Source organism: Streptomyces venezuelae ATCC 10712 (assembly GCF_008639165.1).
GTDB classification, from domain to species: domain Bacteria; phylum Actinomycetota; class Actinomycetes; order Streptomycetales; family Streptomycetaceae; genus Streptomyces; species Streptomyces venezuelae.
In genome coordinates this window covers 307,474-322,311 of the sequence record NZ_CP029197.1, presented here as the reverse complement: position 1 = coordinate 322,311, position 14,838 = coordinate 307,474, and the positions used below count along the sequence as shown (strand labels likewise).

The following is a 14,838-nucleotide window of genomic DNA, read 5'->3' as shown; positions in this document are numbered from 1 at the left end:
CCTGCCGCCCATGAAGACGGAGCTGAGTCGCACCCTGGGGATCGAGCACGCCATCTTCGGCTTCACGCCCTTCCCCGCGGTGGCCGCCGCACTCACCAGAGCGGGCGGGTTCGGCGTCCTCGGCGCGGTCCGCTACACCGCCCCCGACGACCTCGCCCGCGACCTCGACTGGATGCAGGAACACACCGACGGCCTGCCCTACGGCCTCGACGTCGTGATGCCCGCCAAGAAGGTGGAAGGCCTCACCGAGGCCGAGGTCGAGGCCATGATCCCGGAGGAGCACCGGGCGTTCGTCCGCGCCACGCTCGCCAAGCACGGCGTGCCCGAACTCCCCGACGGAGAGGCCTCCGGCTGGCGGATCACCGGCTGGATGGAGCAGGTCGCCCGCAACCAGCTCGACGTGGCCTTCGACTACCCCATCAAACTCCTCGCCAACGCCCTCGGCTCACCGCCCGCCGACGTCGTCGCCCGCGCCCACGACCACGGCGTACTCGTCGCCGCTCTCGCCGGCAGCGCCCGCCACGCCCGCCACCACGCCGACGCGGGCATCGACATCGTCGTCGCCCAGGGCTACGAGGCCGGCGGTCACACCGGCGAGATCGCCTCCATGGTCCTCACCCCCGAGGTGGTCGACGCCGTCTCCCCGCTGCCCGTGCTCGCCGCGGGCGGCATCGGCAGCGGCGAGCAGATCGCCGCCGGACTCGCCCTCGGCGCCCAGGGCGTCTGGCTCGGCTCCCTCTGGCTCACCACCATCGAGGCCGAGCTGCACTCCCGCGCCCTCACCGCCAAACTCCTCGCCGCCGGCTCCGGCGACACCGTCCGTTCCCGCGCCCTGACCGGCAAACCCGCCCGCCAGCTCCGCACCGAGTGGACCGACGCCTGGGACGACCCGGCGGGCCCCGGCCCGCTCCCCATGCCGCTGCAGGGACTCCTCGTCGCCGAGGCCGTCTCCCGCATCCAGCGGCACGAGGTCGAACCGCTCCTCGGCACCCCCGTCGGGCAGATCGTCGGCCGGATGAACTCCGAGCGCAGCGTCCAGCAGGTCGTCGACGAGCTCACCCGCGGCTTCGAGAAGGCCGTCGACCGCATCAACCGCATCGCCGGAAGGAGCGAGGGATGACCCAGGCAGCCCCCGGATTCTGGGCCCAGGCGACCGTCGACCCGGGCCGTACGGTCCTGGTCGCGCCCGACGGCGAGGAGTGGACCGCCGGCCGGCTGCACGCCGACGCCAACCGGCTCGTCCACGGACTGCGCGCCGCCGGACTCGAACGCGGCGACGCCTTCGCCGTCGTCCTCCCCAACGGCCCCGAGTTCTTCACCGCCCATCTCGCCGCCACCCAGGCCGGGTTCTACCTCGTCCCGGTCAACCACCACTTCGTCGGCCCCGAGATCGCGTGGATCGTCGCCGACTCCGGCGCCAAGGTGCTCATCGCCCACGAGCGGTTCGCCGAGGCGGTGACGCTCGCCGCCGACGAGGCCGGACTCGCCGCCACCCACCGGTACGCCGTCGGGACCGTCCCCGGCTTCCGCCCGTACGCCGAGCTGCTCGAAGGCCAGGACGCCGGCGCGCCCGCCGAGCGCACCCTCGGCTGGGTCATGAACTACACCTCCGGTACGACCGGACGGCCCCGGGGCATCCGGCGCCCGCTCCCCGGGAAGCTCCCCGAGGAGACCCATCTCGGCGGCTTCCTCGGCATCTTCGGCATCCGGCCGGCCGACGGGAACGTCCACCTCGTCTGCTCGCCGCTCTACCACACGGCCGTGCTCCAGTTCGCCGCCGCGGCCCTGCACATCGGACACCCGCTGGTCCTGATGGACCGCTGGGCGCCGGAGGAGATGCTCCGGCTGATCGACCGGTACGCCTGCACCCACACCCATATGGTCCCCACCCAGTTCCACCGCCTGCTCTCCCTCCCCGAGGAGGTACGCGCGCGGTACGACGTCTCCTCCATGCGGCACGCCATCCACGGCGCCGCGCCCTGCCCCGAGCACGTCAAGCGGGCGATGATCGACTGGTGGGGCCGCTGCGTCGAGGAGTACTACGCGGCAAGCGAGGGCGGCGGCGCCTTCGCCACCGCGGAGGAGTGGCTGAAGAAGCCCGGCACGGTCGGCCGGGCCTGGCCCATCAGCGAGCTCGCCGTCTTCGACGACGACGGGGTGCGGCTGCCGCCGGGCGAACTCGGCACCGTCTACCTGAAGATGAACACCGGCGGCTTCCAGTACCACAAGGACGAGGCGAAGACGGCGAAGAACCGCATCGGCGACTTCTTCACCGTCGGCGACCTCGGCGTCCTCGACGAGGACGGCTACCTCTTCCTCCGGGACCGCAAGATCGACATGATCATTTCCGGCGGGGTCAACATCTATCCCGCCGAGATCGAGGCCGCCCTGCTCGCCCACCCCGCCGTCGCGGACGCCGCCGCCTTCGGCATCCCGCACGCCGACTGGGGCGAGGAGGTCAAGGCGGTCGTCGAGGCGGCCGAGGGCCACGAGCCGGGCCCGGCGCTCGCCGACGAGATCCTGGCCCACTGCGCCGACCGCCTCGCCGGGTTCAAACGCCCGAAGTCCGTCGACTTCGTCCCGGCCATGCCCCGCGACCCCAACGGCAAGCTCTACAAGCGCCGCCTCCGCGACCCGTACTGGGAAGGCCGCGAACGACCGCTCTAGCGGCGCCGGTTGGGGCGTCTCACAAATTCGTTTGAGCTCGGGCGCCGGCTCGGACAGGATCGGGCCGACACCGATGAGTTCTTCCAGGCGCCACGGTCTGTGAGTGTGACCTGCCCATGCGGAGGACACCCAGACCACGGAAGGCGCCATGCTCGCACCGCAATCCCCACCGACCCCCTCGCCCGCCCACGTCACCGCCGTGCTGCGGATCCTCGTGCTGTCCACGTTCGTCGTCCTCCTCAACGAGACGATCATGGTCAACGCGATCCCGCGCCTCATGCGCGAGTTCGAGGTCACCGCGGCGGCCGCCGGATGGCTCTCCACCGCCTTCATGCTCACCATGGCCGTCGTCATCCCGGTGACGGGATGGTTCCTCCAGCGCGTCACCACACGGACCGCCTTCGGCCTGGCCATGACGCTCTTCCTCGTCGGCACCGCCCTGGCGGCCGCCGCGCCCGTCTTCCCCGTCCTGCTGGCCGCCCGCGTCATCCAGGCCGGCGGCACGGCCGTCATGATGCCGCTGCTCATGACCACGCTGATGACCCTCGTGCCCCCGCACGACCGCGGCCGCGTCATGGGCAACATCACCCTCGTCATCTCCGTCGCGCCCGCCCTCGGCCCCGCCGTCTCCGGTGTGCTCCTGCAGGCCGGATCGTGGCGCCTGCTGTTCCTGGCCGTGCTGCCCATCGCCGCGGCCATGGCCGTCTTCGGCCGGAGCAAGCTGACCAACATCGGCGAGCCGCAGGCCGGACCGATCGACTGGCCGTCCGTCCCCCTCGCGGCGGCGGGCTTCGGCGCCCTCGTGTACGGGCTGAGCGGACTCGGCGCCGAAGGCGCGGCGGCGGCCCCGCTGCCGCCGGAGGCCACCACCGCCGCCGGCGCCGTGCTCGTGGGCCTGTTCGTCTGGCGACAGCTGGCGCTGCAGCGCTCGTCCACACCGCTGCTCGACCTGCGGGCCCTGACCTTCCGTCACTTCTCCGTGGCGCTCGGCCTGATGTGTCTGTCCTTCATGGCCCTCATGGGCGCGTTCATCCTGCTGCCGATCTACCTCCAGGAGGTGCGCGGCCTGTCGTCACTGCAGACCGGGCTGCTCCTCATCCCCGGCGGACTGACCATGGGCCTGCTCGGGCCGCAGGTCGGCAAGTTGTACGACCGACTCGGCGCGCCCCGCCTGGTCATACCCGGAGCCGCGCTCACGGCGCTCTGCCTCGCGCTGTTCGCCCTCACGGACGCGGGGACCTCGCCGTGGCTGGTGCTGGCCCTGCACGTGGTCCTGAGCGCCGGCATGGCGTTCGTCTTCACCCCCGTCTTCACCTCCGGCCTGGCCGTCCTGCCGCCGCACCTCTACCCCCACGGCTCCGCCATCCTGGGCTCGCTCCAGCAGGTCGCGGCCGCCGCCGGCACCGCCCTGGTCATCAGCGTCATGTCGGGGCACGCCGCCACGGCGGCGGCCGAAGGCGCCGACCCCACCGGCGCCCTGGCCACCGGCATCCGCTGGGGGTTCGGCGTCGGCGCGGTCATCGGTCTGCTGGCCGTAGTGGTGGCGCTGCTGGTCCGCACCCCGCCCGTCCCGCAGCAGCCCGCCGAGCCGGAGACCGAGAACGACGGCGACGGCGCCGGCGCCACGACGGACAAGACCGCCCCCACCCCCGGCTGACCGCCGCGACGAGGCGCCCGCCGCCCGGTCGCGTCACCTCACGAGGTGACGGGGACGGGGGCGGGCGCCTCGTCGGATTCCGGTTCCGGGCTGTCCTCGCCGAGCTGCTCCCGCAGGTAGTTCCAGACGACCGCGACGAGCGCGGCCACCGGGACGGCGAGCAGACTGCCCACGATCCCGGCGAGGCTGCCCCCGAGCGTCACCGCCAGCAGGACGACGGCCGCGTGCAGACCGAGCCCACGACTCTGGATCATGGGCTGGAACACGTTTCCCTCCAGCTGCTGCACCACGACGATGACCGCCAGGACGATCAGCGCGTCGGTCACTCCGTTCGACACCAGCGCGATGAGTACGGCGACCAGGCCGGCGAACAGGGCGCCGACGATCGGCACGAACGCCGACACGAAGGTCAGCACCGCGAGGGGCAGCACCAGCGGGACGTCGAGGATCCACAGCCCCAGACCGATGAGCACGGCGTCGAGGATGCCGACGAAGGCCTGGCTGCGGACGAAAGCGCCCAGGGTGTACCAGCTCCGCTCCACCACCACCGGGACGTCGACGGCGAGCCGGCCGGGGAGCTGGCGGGTGAGCCACGGCACGAACCTGGGCCCGTCCTTGAGGAAGAAGAACATCAGGAAGAGGGCGAGGAACGCGGTGACCAGACCGCTGAACACCGTGCCCACGCCGGTCGCGACCGCGGTGACCATGCTGCCGACACTGTCCTGGACGCGGGCCATCGCCGTGTCGAGGGCGCCGGAGATCTCGTCCTCGCCGATGTTCAGCGGCGGTCCGGCCGCCCACTCGCGCAGCCGCTGGATGCCCTCGACCACGCCCCGGGAGAGCTCCCCGGACTGGGACGCGACCGGGACCGCGATGAGCGCGACGATCCCGGCGACGAGCAGCACGAAGGAGACCGTGACCGCTCCCGCGGCCACGGCGGGAGGCCAGCCGTGCCGCCGCAGGAAGCGGGTCAGCGGCCAGGTGAGCGTGGTGAGGAACAGCGCGACGACGAGCGGCCACACCACCGACCACATGCGGCCCACTATCCACAGGGCCACCCCGGCCATCAGCGCGACCAGCAACGCCTCGGCGGACACACGGGCCGCGGTGCGCAGAGCGGCGGCGGCTTTCCTGGAACTCAACGTGGCAGACATGCGCCCACCCTAGGGAGCCCCGGCCCGCGACCCATCAGCGGGCGGCCTCCGCGGGTGGCGGGGCGTCCCCGGCCGCCGGCTTCGCCGAGAGCGGCGTCGCGATGTCCTCGAGCGAGCGGCCCTCCGCCGCGACGGCGAAGAAGAGGGCCACCAGGCCCGCGAGGACCATCAGGGCGGCACCGACGCAGAAGGCGATCACGGCGTCCCCGACGACCCCGCTCTCCGTCAGTTCGGCGAAGAGCAGCGGCCCGGAGATGCCGCCGGCCGCCGTACCGATGGCGTAGAAGAAGGCGATCGCCATCGCCCGGGTCTCCATGGGGAAGATCTCGCTGACGGTAAGATAGGCCGAACTGGCGCCCGCCGACGCGAAGAACAGGACCACGCACCAGCAGGCGGTCATGGTCGTGGCGTTCAGGCTGCCGCGGTCGAAGAGCCAGGCCGTGCCGAAGAGCAGCAGTCCCGAGAGGATGTACGTCCCCGCGATCATGGGGCGCCGGCCGACCGTGTCGAAGAGGCGGCCGAGCAGCAGCGGACCGAGGAAGTTGCCGAAGGCGATGACGGCGAAGTAGTAACCGGTGTTGCCGGTGGGCACGTCGAAGAACTTCACCAGGATGGAGCCGAAGCCGAAGGTGATGGCGTTGTAGAGGAACGCCTGCCCGATGAAGAGCGAGAAGCCGAGCACCGCCCGTTTCGGGTACGCGTGGAAGAGCGTCCGGGCGATCTCGACGAAGCCGATGGAGCGGCGCTGCTCGATGGTGATCGACCGGCCCGGTTCCGGGAGTCGGACGTGCTTCTCCTCCTCCACCCGGTGCTCCACCGCGTCCACGAGTTCCTCGGCCCCCTCCGAGCGGCCGTGGATGAGCATCCACCGGGGGCTCTCGGGCACGTGGCGCCGCACGAGCAGGATCACCAGGCCGAGCACGACACCGAGCCCGAAGGTGAACCGCCAGCCGACGTCGATGGCGAAGATGTCGGTGTCGAGCGCCACGACGGACAGCAGGGCGCCGCCCACGGCGCCGAGCCAGTAGCTGCCGTTGATGATGAGGTCGACCCGGCCCCGGTACTTGCTCGGGATGAGTTCGTCGATGGCGGAGTTGATGGCCGCGTACTCGCCGCCGATGCCGAAGCCGGTGAGGAAGCGGAAGAGGAAGAACCACCACACGGAGAACGACAGCGCGGTCATCGCCGTCGCCGCCAGATAGACCGCGAGGGTGATCAGGAACAGCTTCTTGCGCCCGTACCGGTCGGTGAGCCACCCGAAGAACAGGGCTCCCGAGCAGGCGCCCGCCACGTACAGCGCCGCTGCCGTGCCGGTGACCTGTGCGTCGGTGATGGGCAGTCCGCTGCCGTCCTCGGAGAGCCGGCCGGCCATGCTGCCGACGATGGTCACTTCGAGGCCGTCGAGGATCCACACGGTCCCCAGCCCGATCACGATCATCCAGTGCCACCGTGACCAGGGCAGGCGGTCGAGCCGCGCCGGGATCCTGGTGGTGACGGTGCCGATCACCTCGTCCTCATGAGTACTCATGACGTGGCTCCTTCCCCGCTTTCGTCGAGAGGCACGTGCCAGGCTGTCGTACGCGGCGCCGCTCCTCGTACGGGGACACGGCCGACGGCGCGCGAACCCGTCGGCTGGCCGAACCCCGACCGCCCCGCCGGCGCGTATGACGCCCCCTTAGACTGCGGCGCATGGAGCAGGAGAGGCACGACACGACGGCGGGCCGCGATCCCTTCGTACTGGACGACCCGGTGGGCGAGTCCCTGCGGGGGCGGCACGCGCGTCTCGCCCGTCGTGTCGGCGGCGCCGCCACCTACCTGCCCGACGTCTCGACCTTCGCCGCCGTGGCCCCCGAGCCCGGTCCGGCGCGGTGGGCCGACCTCGTCGAGCTGCTCGGCCGGGGCGAGTTCGCCGACCTGTTCAGCTGCCCGGTGCTCCCGCCCTCGGACTGGGAGCCCGTCTTCGTCCTGGAGGGCCGCCAGATGATCCGGCCCGGCGGCGGTGCCGCCACCGGGCGCCCGGGCGAGGGGCCGGACGACGGCGTGGTCGAACTCGGCGCGGACAGCGTGCCCGAGATGCTGGACCTCGTCGAACGCACCCGGCCCGGACCGTTCTGGTCCCGCACCCCCGAGCTCGGCACCTATCTCGGCATCCGGGAGAAGGGCACGCTCGTGGCCATGGCGGGCGAGCGGCTGCGGCCTCCGGGGTGGACCGAGATCAGCGCGGTCTGCACCGCGCCCGAGGCTCGCGGGCAGGGTCACGCCGCCCGGCTGGTCGGCGCGCTCGCGGCGCGCATCGAGGCGCGCGGCGAAGGGCCCTTTCTGCACGTCGCCGAGGCGAACACCGGCGCGATCGCCCTGTACGAGAAGCTCGGCTTCGTGACGCGCAGGCCCGTGACCTTCCGGGGCTTCCGCACGCCGTAGCCGCCCCGCCCGGCCTCAGGGGCGGGGCGCCGTCAGCTCGTCCACCTCGGCCCTGAAGAGCAGGGCCGGGTCGAGGTCCATGCCGCTGAAGTGGCCGGCGAGTTCCAGCGACAGGACGCCGTGCAGGCGGGTCCAGAAGACCAGGAACCGGTGGAGGGTGCCGGGCGGGGCGGGGTGCCCTGCGGCCCAGTCCCGGTGGTCCGCCAGATGGTCGCCGAAGGCGCTCGCAAAGGCCGCCCCGGGGAGCGCCGCGCAGGCGTCGAGCAGCGTCGTCATGATCTCGGAGGAGATGGCGGTGGTGTCCTCGGGCGCGTGGTAGCCGGGGACGGGCGTGCCGTAGACGAGGAAGTACCGCTGAGGGTCGGTCAGGGCCCAGTCGCGCAGGGCGTGGGCGAGCGCGGACAGGTCGGCGCCGGCGGCCGCGGCCTCGCGGAGGGTGTCGGCGAGGCTTCGGTACGCCTCCCGGACGAGTGCGGTGATCAGCTCGTCGCGGCCGGCGAAGTAGCGGTAGAGCGCCGGTCCGCTCATGCCCATCTGTTTGGCGATCGCGTTGAGGGAGAGCGCCGAGGCTCCCGCCGTGGCGATCTGCTCCCAGGCGTGTCGGGTGATCTCCGCCCGGATCTGGGCGCGGTAGCGCTCCCGTGGGGTGTTCGTGCCCGTCGCCGTCATGGTCTCCGCCACCGTCCCCGTCCCATCGGCTACACCCTCAAGGGTTGGTGAGAAGTTATCACGCCCCTGTTGACCCGTCAGCGCGCGGTGCGTTAGAAGTTGTAACGAAAGCGTGAGCCTCTATCGCCCGCCGGGCGGGCGGGCTCACGCCCTACCAACACAGGAGAACTCCATGTCCGGCACCCGCGCCCCGCGCACCACCCCCAACTCCCGCCTTCGCGCCGCCCTTTTCGCCGTCCCGGCCGTCCTCGGCCTCCTCGGCGCCGCCGCGGCCCCCGCCGCACCGTCCCCGGCGCCCTCCACCGGCTTACGCGCCATCGCGCCCCTCACCTGCCGCGGACAGGGCGTGGACCCCGACGCACCGGTCCGGCACCGGACCGAGATCGTGATCGACGCCCCGCTGCGCACGATCTGGAAGCTGCAGACCGACGTGGAGAACTGGCCCTCCTGGCAGCCCTCGGTCGAGTCCGTGGACCGGCTCGGCCACGGCCCCCTCCGTCCGGGCGCGGCCTTCCGGTGGACGCTGCCGATCCCGCCGCACCCCTCGACTCCCGCAACGAGCCTGGACATCACCTCGACCGTCCGGCAGATCAAGAACCAGGCGTGCGTCCGCTGGACCGGTCCGGCGATCGGCGAAGGGCTGCGCATCGACGGCGTCCACGTGTGGACCTTCACCGAGGTCGAGGGCGGCGTCCGGGTCGCCACCGAGGAGAGCCATGCCGGCCCGCAGGTCGAGGCGGACGTCCCCACCGCGAGCCTGCTCCTCCGGCAGGGCCTGGAGACCTGGCTCCAGGACCTGAAGTCCGCCGCGGAGGCCCGCACCCACCGGTAGTCGAGCCGATCCGTCGCGCCGCTCAGCTGTCGGGCGGCGCACCGCGCCGCCATCGACGGCTGGCTCGGTCGCAGCGCCGGCGCCTGGCGCGTGGCCCTCGCGCCGCTCGACGCGGCGCAGCGGCGGATGTTCCTGGAGACCCTCGGCGCGTACGAGCACGCCCTCAGCGACCCCCTGGATTGACCGAACCGGGCGAAAGCCCCCTTTGTGGCAGGATGCGGATCATGAGTTCGAGCACGGCGTCATTGACACGGCAGTGGACCACCTGGGGGCCGGTGGTGGCGGCGCTTGCGCTTGTCGCGGCCTGGGGCCGTGACCTGCCCGGCTTCGCCGTCGGCCTGATCGCGCTCTGTCTGATCGCCGCCGTCCTCGCCGCGGTCCACCACGCAGAGGTCATCGCCCACCGGGTGGGCGAGCCCTACGGCTCGCTCGTCCTCGCCGTGGCGGTCACCGTCATCGAGGTCGGACTCATCGTCTCGCTGATGGCGGGAGGCGGCGAGAAAACCTCCACCTACGCGCGCGACACCGTCTTCGCCGCCGTCATGATCACGTGCAACGGCATCGTCGGCCTCTCCCTCACCGTCGCCGCGCTCCGCAACCGGGTCGCGGTCTTCAACGCCGAGGGCTCCGGCGGCGCACTCGCGACGGTCTGCACCCTGGCCACGATGACGCTGGTCCTGCCGACCTTCACCACCAGCCACCCGGGCCCCGAGTTCTCCTCCGCCCAGCTCGCCTTCGCCGCCGTCGCCTCCCTCTGTCTGTACGCGGTGTTCGTCGGCGTCCAGACCGTACGGCACCGGGACTACTTCCTCCCCGTGCCGCGCCCCGGCCAGGACTCGGCGGACGACCACGCGGACCCGCCGACCCGGCGCGACGCCTGGACCAGCCTCGGCCTCCTCGTGGTCGCCCTCGTCGCGGTCGTCGGCAACGCCAAGCTGATCTCGCCCACCATCGAGGACGGCGTCCAGTCGGCCGGCCTGCCCAAGGCGGTCGTCGGTGTCGTCATCGCCCTGATGGTGCTGCTGCCCGAGACCCTCGCCGCCGTCCGCGCGGCCCGCCGCGACCGCGTGCAGACCAGCCTCAACCTCGCCTACGGCTCCGCGATCGCCAGCATCGGCCTGACGATCCCGGCGATCGCGCTCGCCTCGATCTGGCTGTCCGGGCCCCTGGTGCTCGGCCTCGGCCCGCTGCACATGGTGCTGCTCGTCCTCACCGGCGTGGTGAGCGCCCTGACCGTGGTGCCCGGACGGGCCACCCTCCTCCAGGGCGGCGTCCACCTCGCGATGTTCGCCGCCTTCGTGTTCCTGTCGTTCAGCCCCTGACGAGCCCTAAGCCCGGTCTCGCCAGGGGCCGAGCAGAACCGTTCAGCCCCTGGCGACCACCACCCGCAGCGCCGGCGAGCGCAGGATGTCCTTCTCGCAGAACCGGGAGGTCACCCAGCGCTCGCCCGCGTACAGCCGGGTCTGGTCGCTGGAGTGCGGCGACGAGGGGTTCGACGACTGGGAGTACGACAGCAGCGTGCGGGCCACCGGGCAGCGGCTGCCGTCCCAGCCGACCGCCTGCACATGGCTGGTGCCGTGCGCGACCTCGGTGTAGCCGCCGCCCGCCGGGTTCCACACGGGCTCCGCCTTGTTCCAGACGCCCAGCGACTCGGTGCCGCCGCTCACCGGGATCCGGACCCCGTTCCGTACGACGAACTGGTGGTCGCCGAGCGGGGCGTCCAGCGCGATCCCCGCGCCCCGCAACTCCGCCACCGCGTCCGCCAGCGCCTTCGCGAACCCCGGCGCGGCCGTGTTCACGGTGTTCGGGGTACGGACCGGGTCCGCCGGCGAGAACGGCACCGTCCACTGCTGCGCCGACGGCACGGTGGACGTGAACTTCCGCCAGAAGCGGTCGAAGAGCAGCGCGCCCCGGCTGTCCGTGTCCACCGTCCGGTCCCAGGCGCCGATCACCCGACAGGCCTCGGGGTCGTCCGGCAGCGCCGTCGCGCACGCCCGTGCCACATCGGCCGCCGCCAGGTCACCGGCCGGAGCCCGGTTGGCGAACTGCTGGCGCTGGAGGTCGGCGACCGTCAGGCCCCCGCGCGCCGCCATCGCCGCCACGTCCTCGACACCGCCCCGGGTGCGCAGCGAGCGCTGCGTCGCGATCGTGCCGAAGACCCGCTCATAACCGGTCAGCGGCCGGTCGGCGTTGGTCAGCCAGGCGCTGTCGTTGGAGTTCGCCACGTACGGGGTGTCCCGCAGCACCGGCATCCTCGCCGGTCCGAAGACGCCCGGCTGCAGCGCGTCCGGGTCGGAGCCGAGCGCGCAGTCCGACCGCGAGCCGTCGAGCACCGCGACACCCGACGAGGGATAGGTGGCCCGGCCGAGCGGGGTGGAGCAGCGCGCGGCGAGGTCGTCGGTGATCCGGGGGAGCACCTGCGACTGGGTGAAGAGCGAGTGCCCCGCCGAGTCGGCCGCGATCGTGTTGACCCAGGGCAGCCCCTGGGTACGCCGCAGGGTCTCGGCGATGTCCCGGGTGGAGCGCGCCTTGCCGAAGCCGAGCGCGGTGTCGGAGCCGCGCAGGTTGCTCGCGTTGGGGTCGTGGAGCGCGTACGCCGTGGTCGTCGTCCACGGCAGCGGGAGCTGCGGGCCGAGGCCGCCGACGACCGGGCCGTACCGGGTCCACCACTGGGTACGGGTGACGGGGGCCGCGTCCTTGACGCGGACGGTCACCTGACGCGGGGTCATCCGCTCCGGCCGGCCGTCCACCAGGTACGAGGTCGGGTCGCCCGGGGCGAGCGTCAGCTGGTGCAGGTTGAGCGGCACGCCGGTGGCGACGGTGTGGCTCCACGCCACCTTGTCGTTGAAGCCGATGTTGACGACGGTCGTGCCGAGGAGCGAGGCACCCGAGACGTTCAGCTCGCCGGGGATGGTCTGCTGCGACTGCCAGAAGCGCCGGCCGCCCTGCCAGGGGTAGTGGGGGTTGCCCAGGAGCAGCCCGCGCCCGTTCGCCGTGGTGGCGCCCGAGAAGGCGACGGCGTTGGAGCCCATGGTGGCGTTCTCGGCGGCGAACAGCTCCCGGGCGGCCTCGGCGGCCCGGGCGGGATCGGGGTCCTGCCCGGAGGCCCGGGTCGCCGGGGCGGCGGGAGCCGCCGGCGGCCGGGCGGCGGTGATGCCGTCGACGGCACGGCCCTGGCCGCCCAGGACCGAGACCGCGAAGCCGCGCCGGGCCACGTCGAGGGCGGTCACCGGACGGACCCAGTCGGCGTTCGCGCAGGCGGGGTCCGTGACGCGGTTCTTCCGCAGCCAGGCGTTGTAGCCGGCCGCCCAGCCGCGCATGAGTTCCTTCAGGTCGCGGCTGGGGCCGGCCGGCGCGGGGGTCGCGAGCAGCGCCTCGACGGTGCCGGCGTCCTTCACCCCGCGGAAGTACAGGTCGCTGGAGAGGTTCGTGGCGGCGGAGGAGAGCGAGCCGTCCGTGGCCGCGTCGGGGCCGAAGTACCGGGAGCGCTCCCCGTTCACCGTCAGGAAGCCGTCCGCGAGCGTGCAGACCTGGTCGGCGGCCTGGGCCCAGCCCGTCCCGAAGCCGAGGCCGGCATAGTCCGCGGCCACGATGTGCGGGATGCCGTACTCGGTGTACCGGATGACGGCCGAAAGGCCCCGGTCGGACGGGTGGTGGCCCCGGTCCCCGGAGTCGGCGGCCGCCGCGCCCGGCAGGGTGGCGGTGACGGCGGCGAGGGCGGCTCCGGCGAGCGCCAGGCGTTTCAGACGGGTACGGAGGTGCAAGGTTCCTCCCAACGGACGGGTGTGCACTGCGGGTTGGACCATGCACCCAGCTGCGCGCCCCCTTGTCAACATCCCGTTCGGTATCCGAGGTCCGGGCATGTGCGGCGCGCCGCACGGTACTTGACCCGCCACCCGATGCGCGCCGAGGATCACCGCATGGACCGACTCCTGAGCAGCGCCGTCGACGGTGTCCTGCGCACGACCGCCCAGCGCGTCCCCGACCGGATCGCCCTCCGCTACGCCGACCGGACCTGGACGTACGCCGAGCTGGACACGGCCGTCTCCACCGCCGCGGCCGTCCTGCGGGAGCCGCACCACCTGGGCCTTCCCGCGTCCGCCCGGGTCGCCACCTACGGGCACAACTCGGACGCGTACCTCATCGCGTTCCTCGCCTGCGCGCGGGCCGGACTGGTCCACGTGCCGGTCAACCACCATCTGACCGGCGACGACCTCGCGTACCTCCTGGAGCAGTCGGAGACCTCGCTCGTGCTCGCCGACCCGGCCCTGGCGGAGCGCGTACCGGACGGCTTCACGGTCACGGCGCTGCGGGACGCGCCCGGCTCGTTCCTGGACGCGCTCGCCGTACCGGAGGCGTACGACACGGACCGGGACCCACGGGACCTCGTCCAGCTGCTCTACACCTCCGGCACCACCGCCCTGCCCAAGGGCGCGATGATGACCCACCGCGCCCTGGTCCACGAGTACGCGAGCGCCATCGAGGCGCTCGACCTGCGCGAGGACGACCGGCCGGTGCACGCGCTGCCGCTCTACCACTCGGCGCAGACGCACGTCTTCCTGCTGCCCTACCTGGCCGTCGGCGCCGAGAACACCCTCGTCGACGGGCCCGATCCGGCCGTCCTGTTCGACCTCGTCGAGACCGGCCGCGCCGACAGCCTCTTCGCCCCGCCGACCGTCTGGATCGGCCTCGCGAACCACCCCGACTTCGCGAGCCGGGACCTGTCCGCCCTGCGCAAGGCCTACTACGGGGCCTCGATCATGCCCGTACCGGTCCTGGAGCGGCTGCGCGCCCGCCTCCCCGGCCTGCGCTTCTTCAACTGCTTCGGCCAGTCGGAGATCGGCCCGCTCGCCACCGTCCTCGGCCCCGAGGAGCACGAGGGCCGGATGGAGTCGTGCGGCCGCCCCGTCCGCCACGTCGAGGCCCGGGTCGTCGACGAGGACGGCGAGGACGTCCCCGACGGCACCCCCGGCGAGATCGTCTACCGCTCCCCGCAGCTGTGCGAGGGGTACTGGCGCAAGTCCGAGGAGACCGAGGCGGCCTTCCGGGGCGGCTGGTTCCACTCGGGCGACCTCGCCGTCCGCGACGCCGAGGGCTACCTCACGATCGTCGACCGGGTGAAGGACGTCATCAACTCCGGGGGAGTGCTCGTCGCCTCCCGCCAGGTCGAGGACGCCCTCTACACCCACCCCGGCGTCGCCGAGGTGGCCGTGATCGGCCTCCCCGACGAGCGCTGGATCGAGGCGGTCACGGCGGTGGTCGTCCCCCGCGGCGAGGTCACCGAGGAGGAACTGCTCGCCCACGCCCGCGAGAAGCTGGCCCACTTCAAGGCCCCGAAGCGCATCCACTTCCGCACCGAACTCCCGCGCAACGCGAGCGGAAAGATCCTCAAGCGGGAACTGCGCGACCGGTACGCGGGAGCCTGAGACGACCGGCTC

The 14,838-nt window shown here is 72.7% G+C and carries 11 protein-coding genes; 7 read left to right on the top strand and 4 right to left on the bottom strand.

The features are described from left to right. The first annotated feature begins 10 nt into the window (after positions 1–10). The 3 genes from DEJ43_RS01455 (at position 11) to DEJ43_RS01445 (ending at position 4,324) form a co-directional block, all read left to right on the top strand. Entirely contained in the window at positions 11–1,120 is a 1,110-nt protein-coding gene (locus DEJ43_RS01455) for an NAD(P)H-dependent flavin oxidoreductase (protein WP_015031511.1), read from the top strand. Then, complete coding sequence (locus tag DEJ43_RS01450; RefSeq protein WP_015031510.1) at positions 1,117–2,667, top strand: acyl-CoA synthetase; 1,551 nt, start codon at positions 1,117–1,119, stop codon at positions 2,665–2,667. Before DEJ43_RS01455 ends, DEJ43_RS01450 begins: the two co-directional genes overlap by 4 nt. A 148-nt stretch (positions 2,668–2,815) precedes the next feature. Continuing rightward, complete coding sequence (locus DEJ43_RS01445) at positions 2,816–4,324, top strand: DHA2 family efflux MFS transporter permease subunit (protein ID WP_015031509.1); 1,509 nt, start codon at positions 2,816–2,818, stop codon at positions 4,322–4,324. Positions 4,325–4,362: 38 nt separating this feature from the next. On the opposite strand, the gene DEJ43_RS01440 is transcribed toward DEJ43_RS01445, so the two are convergent. Beyond that, positions 4,363–5,478, bottom strand: coding sequence for an AI-2E family transporter (locus DEJ43_RS01440; protein ID WP_015031508.1), 1,116 nt, complete (start codon positions 5,476–5,478; stop codon positions 4,363–4,365). A 34-nt stretch (positions 5,479–5,512) separates the two neighbouring features. Next, positions 5,513–7,006: an MFS transporter gene (locus DEJ43_RS01435; RefSeq protein WP_015031507.1), complete on the bottom strand. Its 1,494-nt coding sequence runs from the start codon at positions 7,004–7,006 to the stop codon at positions 5,513–5,515. A 161-nt stretch (positions 7,007–7,167) separates the two neighbouring features. Here DEJ43_RS01435 and DEJ43_RS01430 point away from each other — a divergent pair, with 161 nt between their 5' ends. Beyond that, a complete protein-coding gene (locus DEJ43_RS01430; RefSeq protein ID WP_015031506.1) occupies positions 7,168–7,899 on the top strand; it encodes a GNAT family N-acetyltransferase in 732 nt (243 codons plus the stop codon). Between the two features lie 15 nt (positions 7,900–7,914). Here the strand turns inward: DEJ43_RS01430 and DEJ43_RS01425 are convergent, their stop codons facing one another. Beyond that, positions 7,915–8,568 (bottom strand): TetR/AcrR family transcriptional regulator, encoded by a 654-nt coding sequence (locus DEJ43_RS01425; RefSeq protein ID WP_041663449.1) that lies wholly within the window; start codon positions 8,566–8,568, stop codon positions 7,915–7,917. Between the two features lie 172 nt (positions 8,569–8,740). On the opposite strand from DEJ43_RS01425, the gene DEJ43_RS01420 reads away from it, so the two are divergent. Beyond that, the gene (locus tag DEJ43_RS01420) at positions 8,741–9,400 is read left to right on the top strand and encodes an SRPBCC family protein (protein ID WP_015031504.1); all 660 of its coding nucleotides are present in this window, start codon (positions 8,741–8,743) and stop codon (positions 9,398–9,400) included. A gap of 224 nt (positions 9,401–9,624) precedes the next feature. Continuing rightward, positions 9,625–10,722, top strand: a complete 1,098-nt coding sequence (locus DEJ43_RS01410; RefSeq protein WP_015031502.1) for a calcium:cation antiporter — start codon at positions 9,625–9,627, stop codon at positions 10,720–10,722. A gap of 42 nt (positions 10,723–10,764) precedes the next feature. Here the strand turns inward: DEJ43_RS01410 and DEJ43_RS01405 are convergent, their stop codons facing one another. After that, on the bottom strand, positions 10,765–13,206 hold the full coding sequence (locus DEJ43_RS01405) for a penicillin acylase family protein (protein ID WP_181399497.1): 2,442 nt from the start codon (positions 13,204–13,206) through the stop codon (positions 10,765–10,767). Positions 13,207–13,320: 114 nt separating this feature from the next. Here DEJ43_RS01405 and DEJ43_RS01400 point away from each other — a divergent pair, with 114 nt between their 5' ends. Next, a complete protein-coding gene (locus DEJ43_RS01400; RefSeq protein ID WP_015031500.1) occupies positions 13,321–14,826 on the top strand; it encodes a fatty acyl-CoA synthetase in 1,506 nt (501 codons plus the stop codon). Positions 14,827–14,838 lie beyond the last annotated feature (12 nt).

Coding starts and splice junctions, on each gene's coding strand:
- DEJ43_RS01430 (WP_015031506.1), top strand. CDS start 7,168: ATGGAGCAGGAGAGGCACGACACGACGGCGGGCCGCGATCCCTTCGTA.
- DEJ43_RS01455 (WP_015031511.1), top strand. CDS start 11: ATGAAGACGGAGCTGAGTCGCACCCTGGGGATCGAGCACGCCATCTTC.
- DEJ43_RS01425 (WP_041663449.1), bottom strand. CDS start 8,568: ATGACGGCGACGGGCACGAACACCCCACGGGAGCGCTACCGCGCCCAG.
- DEJ43_RS01450 (WP_015031510.1), top strand. CDS start 1,117: ATGACCCAGGCAGCCCCCGGATTCTGGGCCCAGGCGACCGTCGACCCG.
- DEJ43_RS01440 (WP_015031508.1), bottom strand. CDS start 5,478: ATGTCTGCCACGTTGAGTTCCAGGAAAGCCGCCGCCGCTCTGCGCACC.
- DEJ43_RS01410 (WP_015031502.1), top strand. CDS start 9,625: ATGAGTTCGAGCACGGCGTCATTGACACGGCAGTGGACCACCTGGGGG.
- DEJ43_RS01405 (WP_181399497.1), bottom strand. CDS start 13,206: ATGGTCCAACCCGCAGTGCACACCCGTCCGTTGGGAGGAACCTTGCAC.
- DEJ43_RS01445 (WP_015031509.1), top strand. CDS start 2,816: ATGCTCGCACCGCAATCCCCACCGACCCCCTCGCCCGCCCACGTCACC.
- DEJ43_RS01420 (WP_015031504.1), top strand. CDS start 8,741: ATGTCCGGCACCCGCGCCCCGCGCACCACCCCCAACTCCCGCCTTCGC.
- DEJ43_RS01435 (WP_015031507.1), bottom strand. CDS start 7,006: ATGAGTACTCATGAGGACGAGGTGATCGGCACCGTCACCACCAGGATC.
- DEJ43_RS01400 (WP_015031500.1), top strand. CDS start 13,321: ATGGACCGACTCCTGAGCAGCGCCGTCGACGGTGTCCTGCGCACGACC.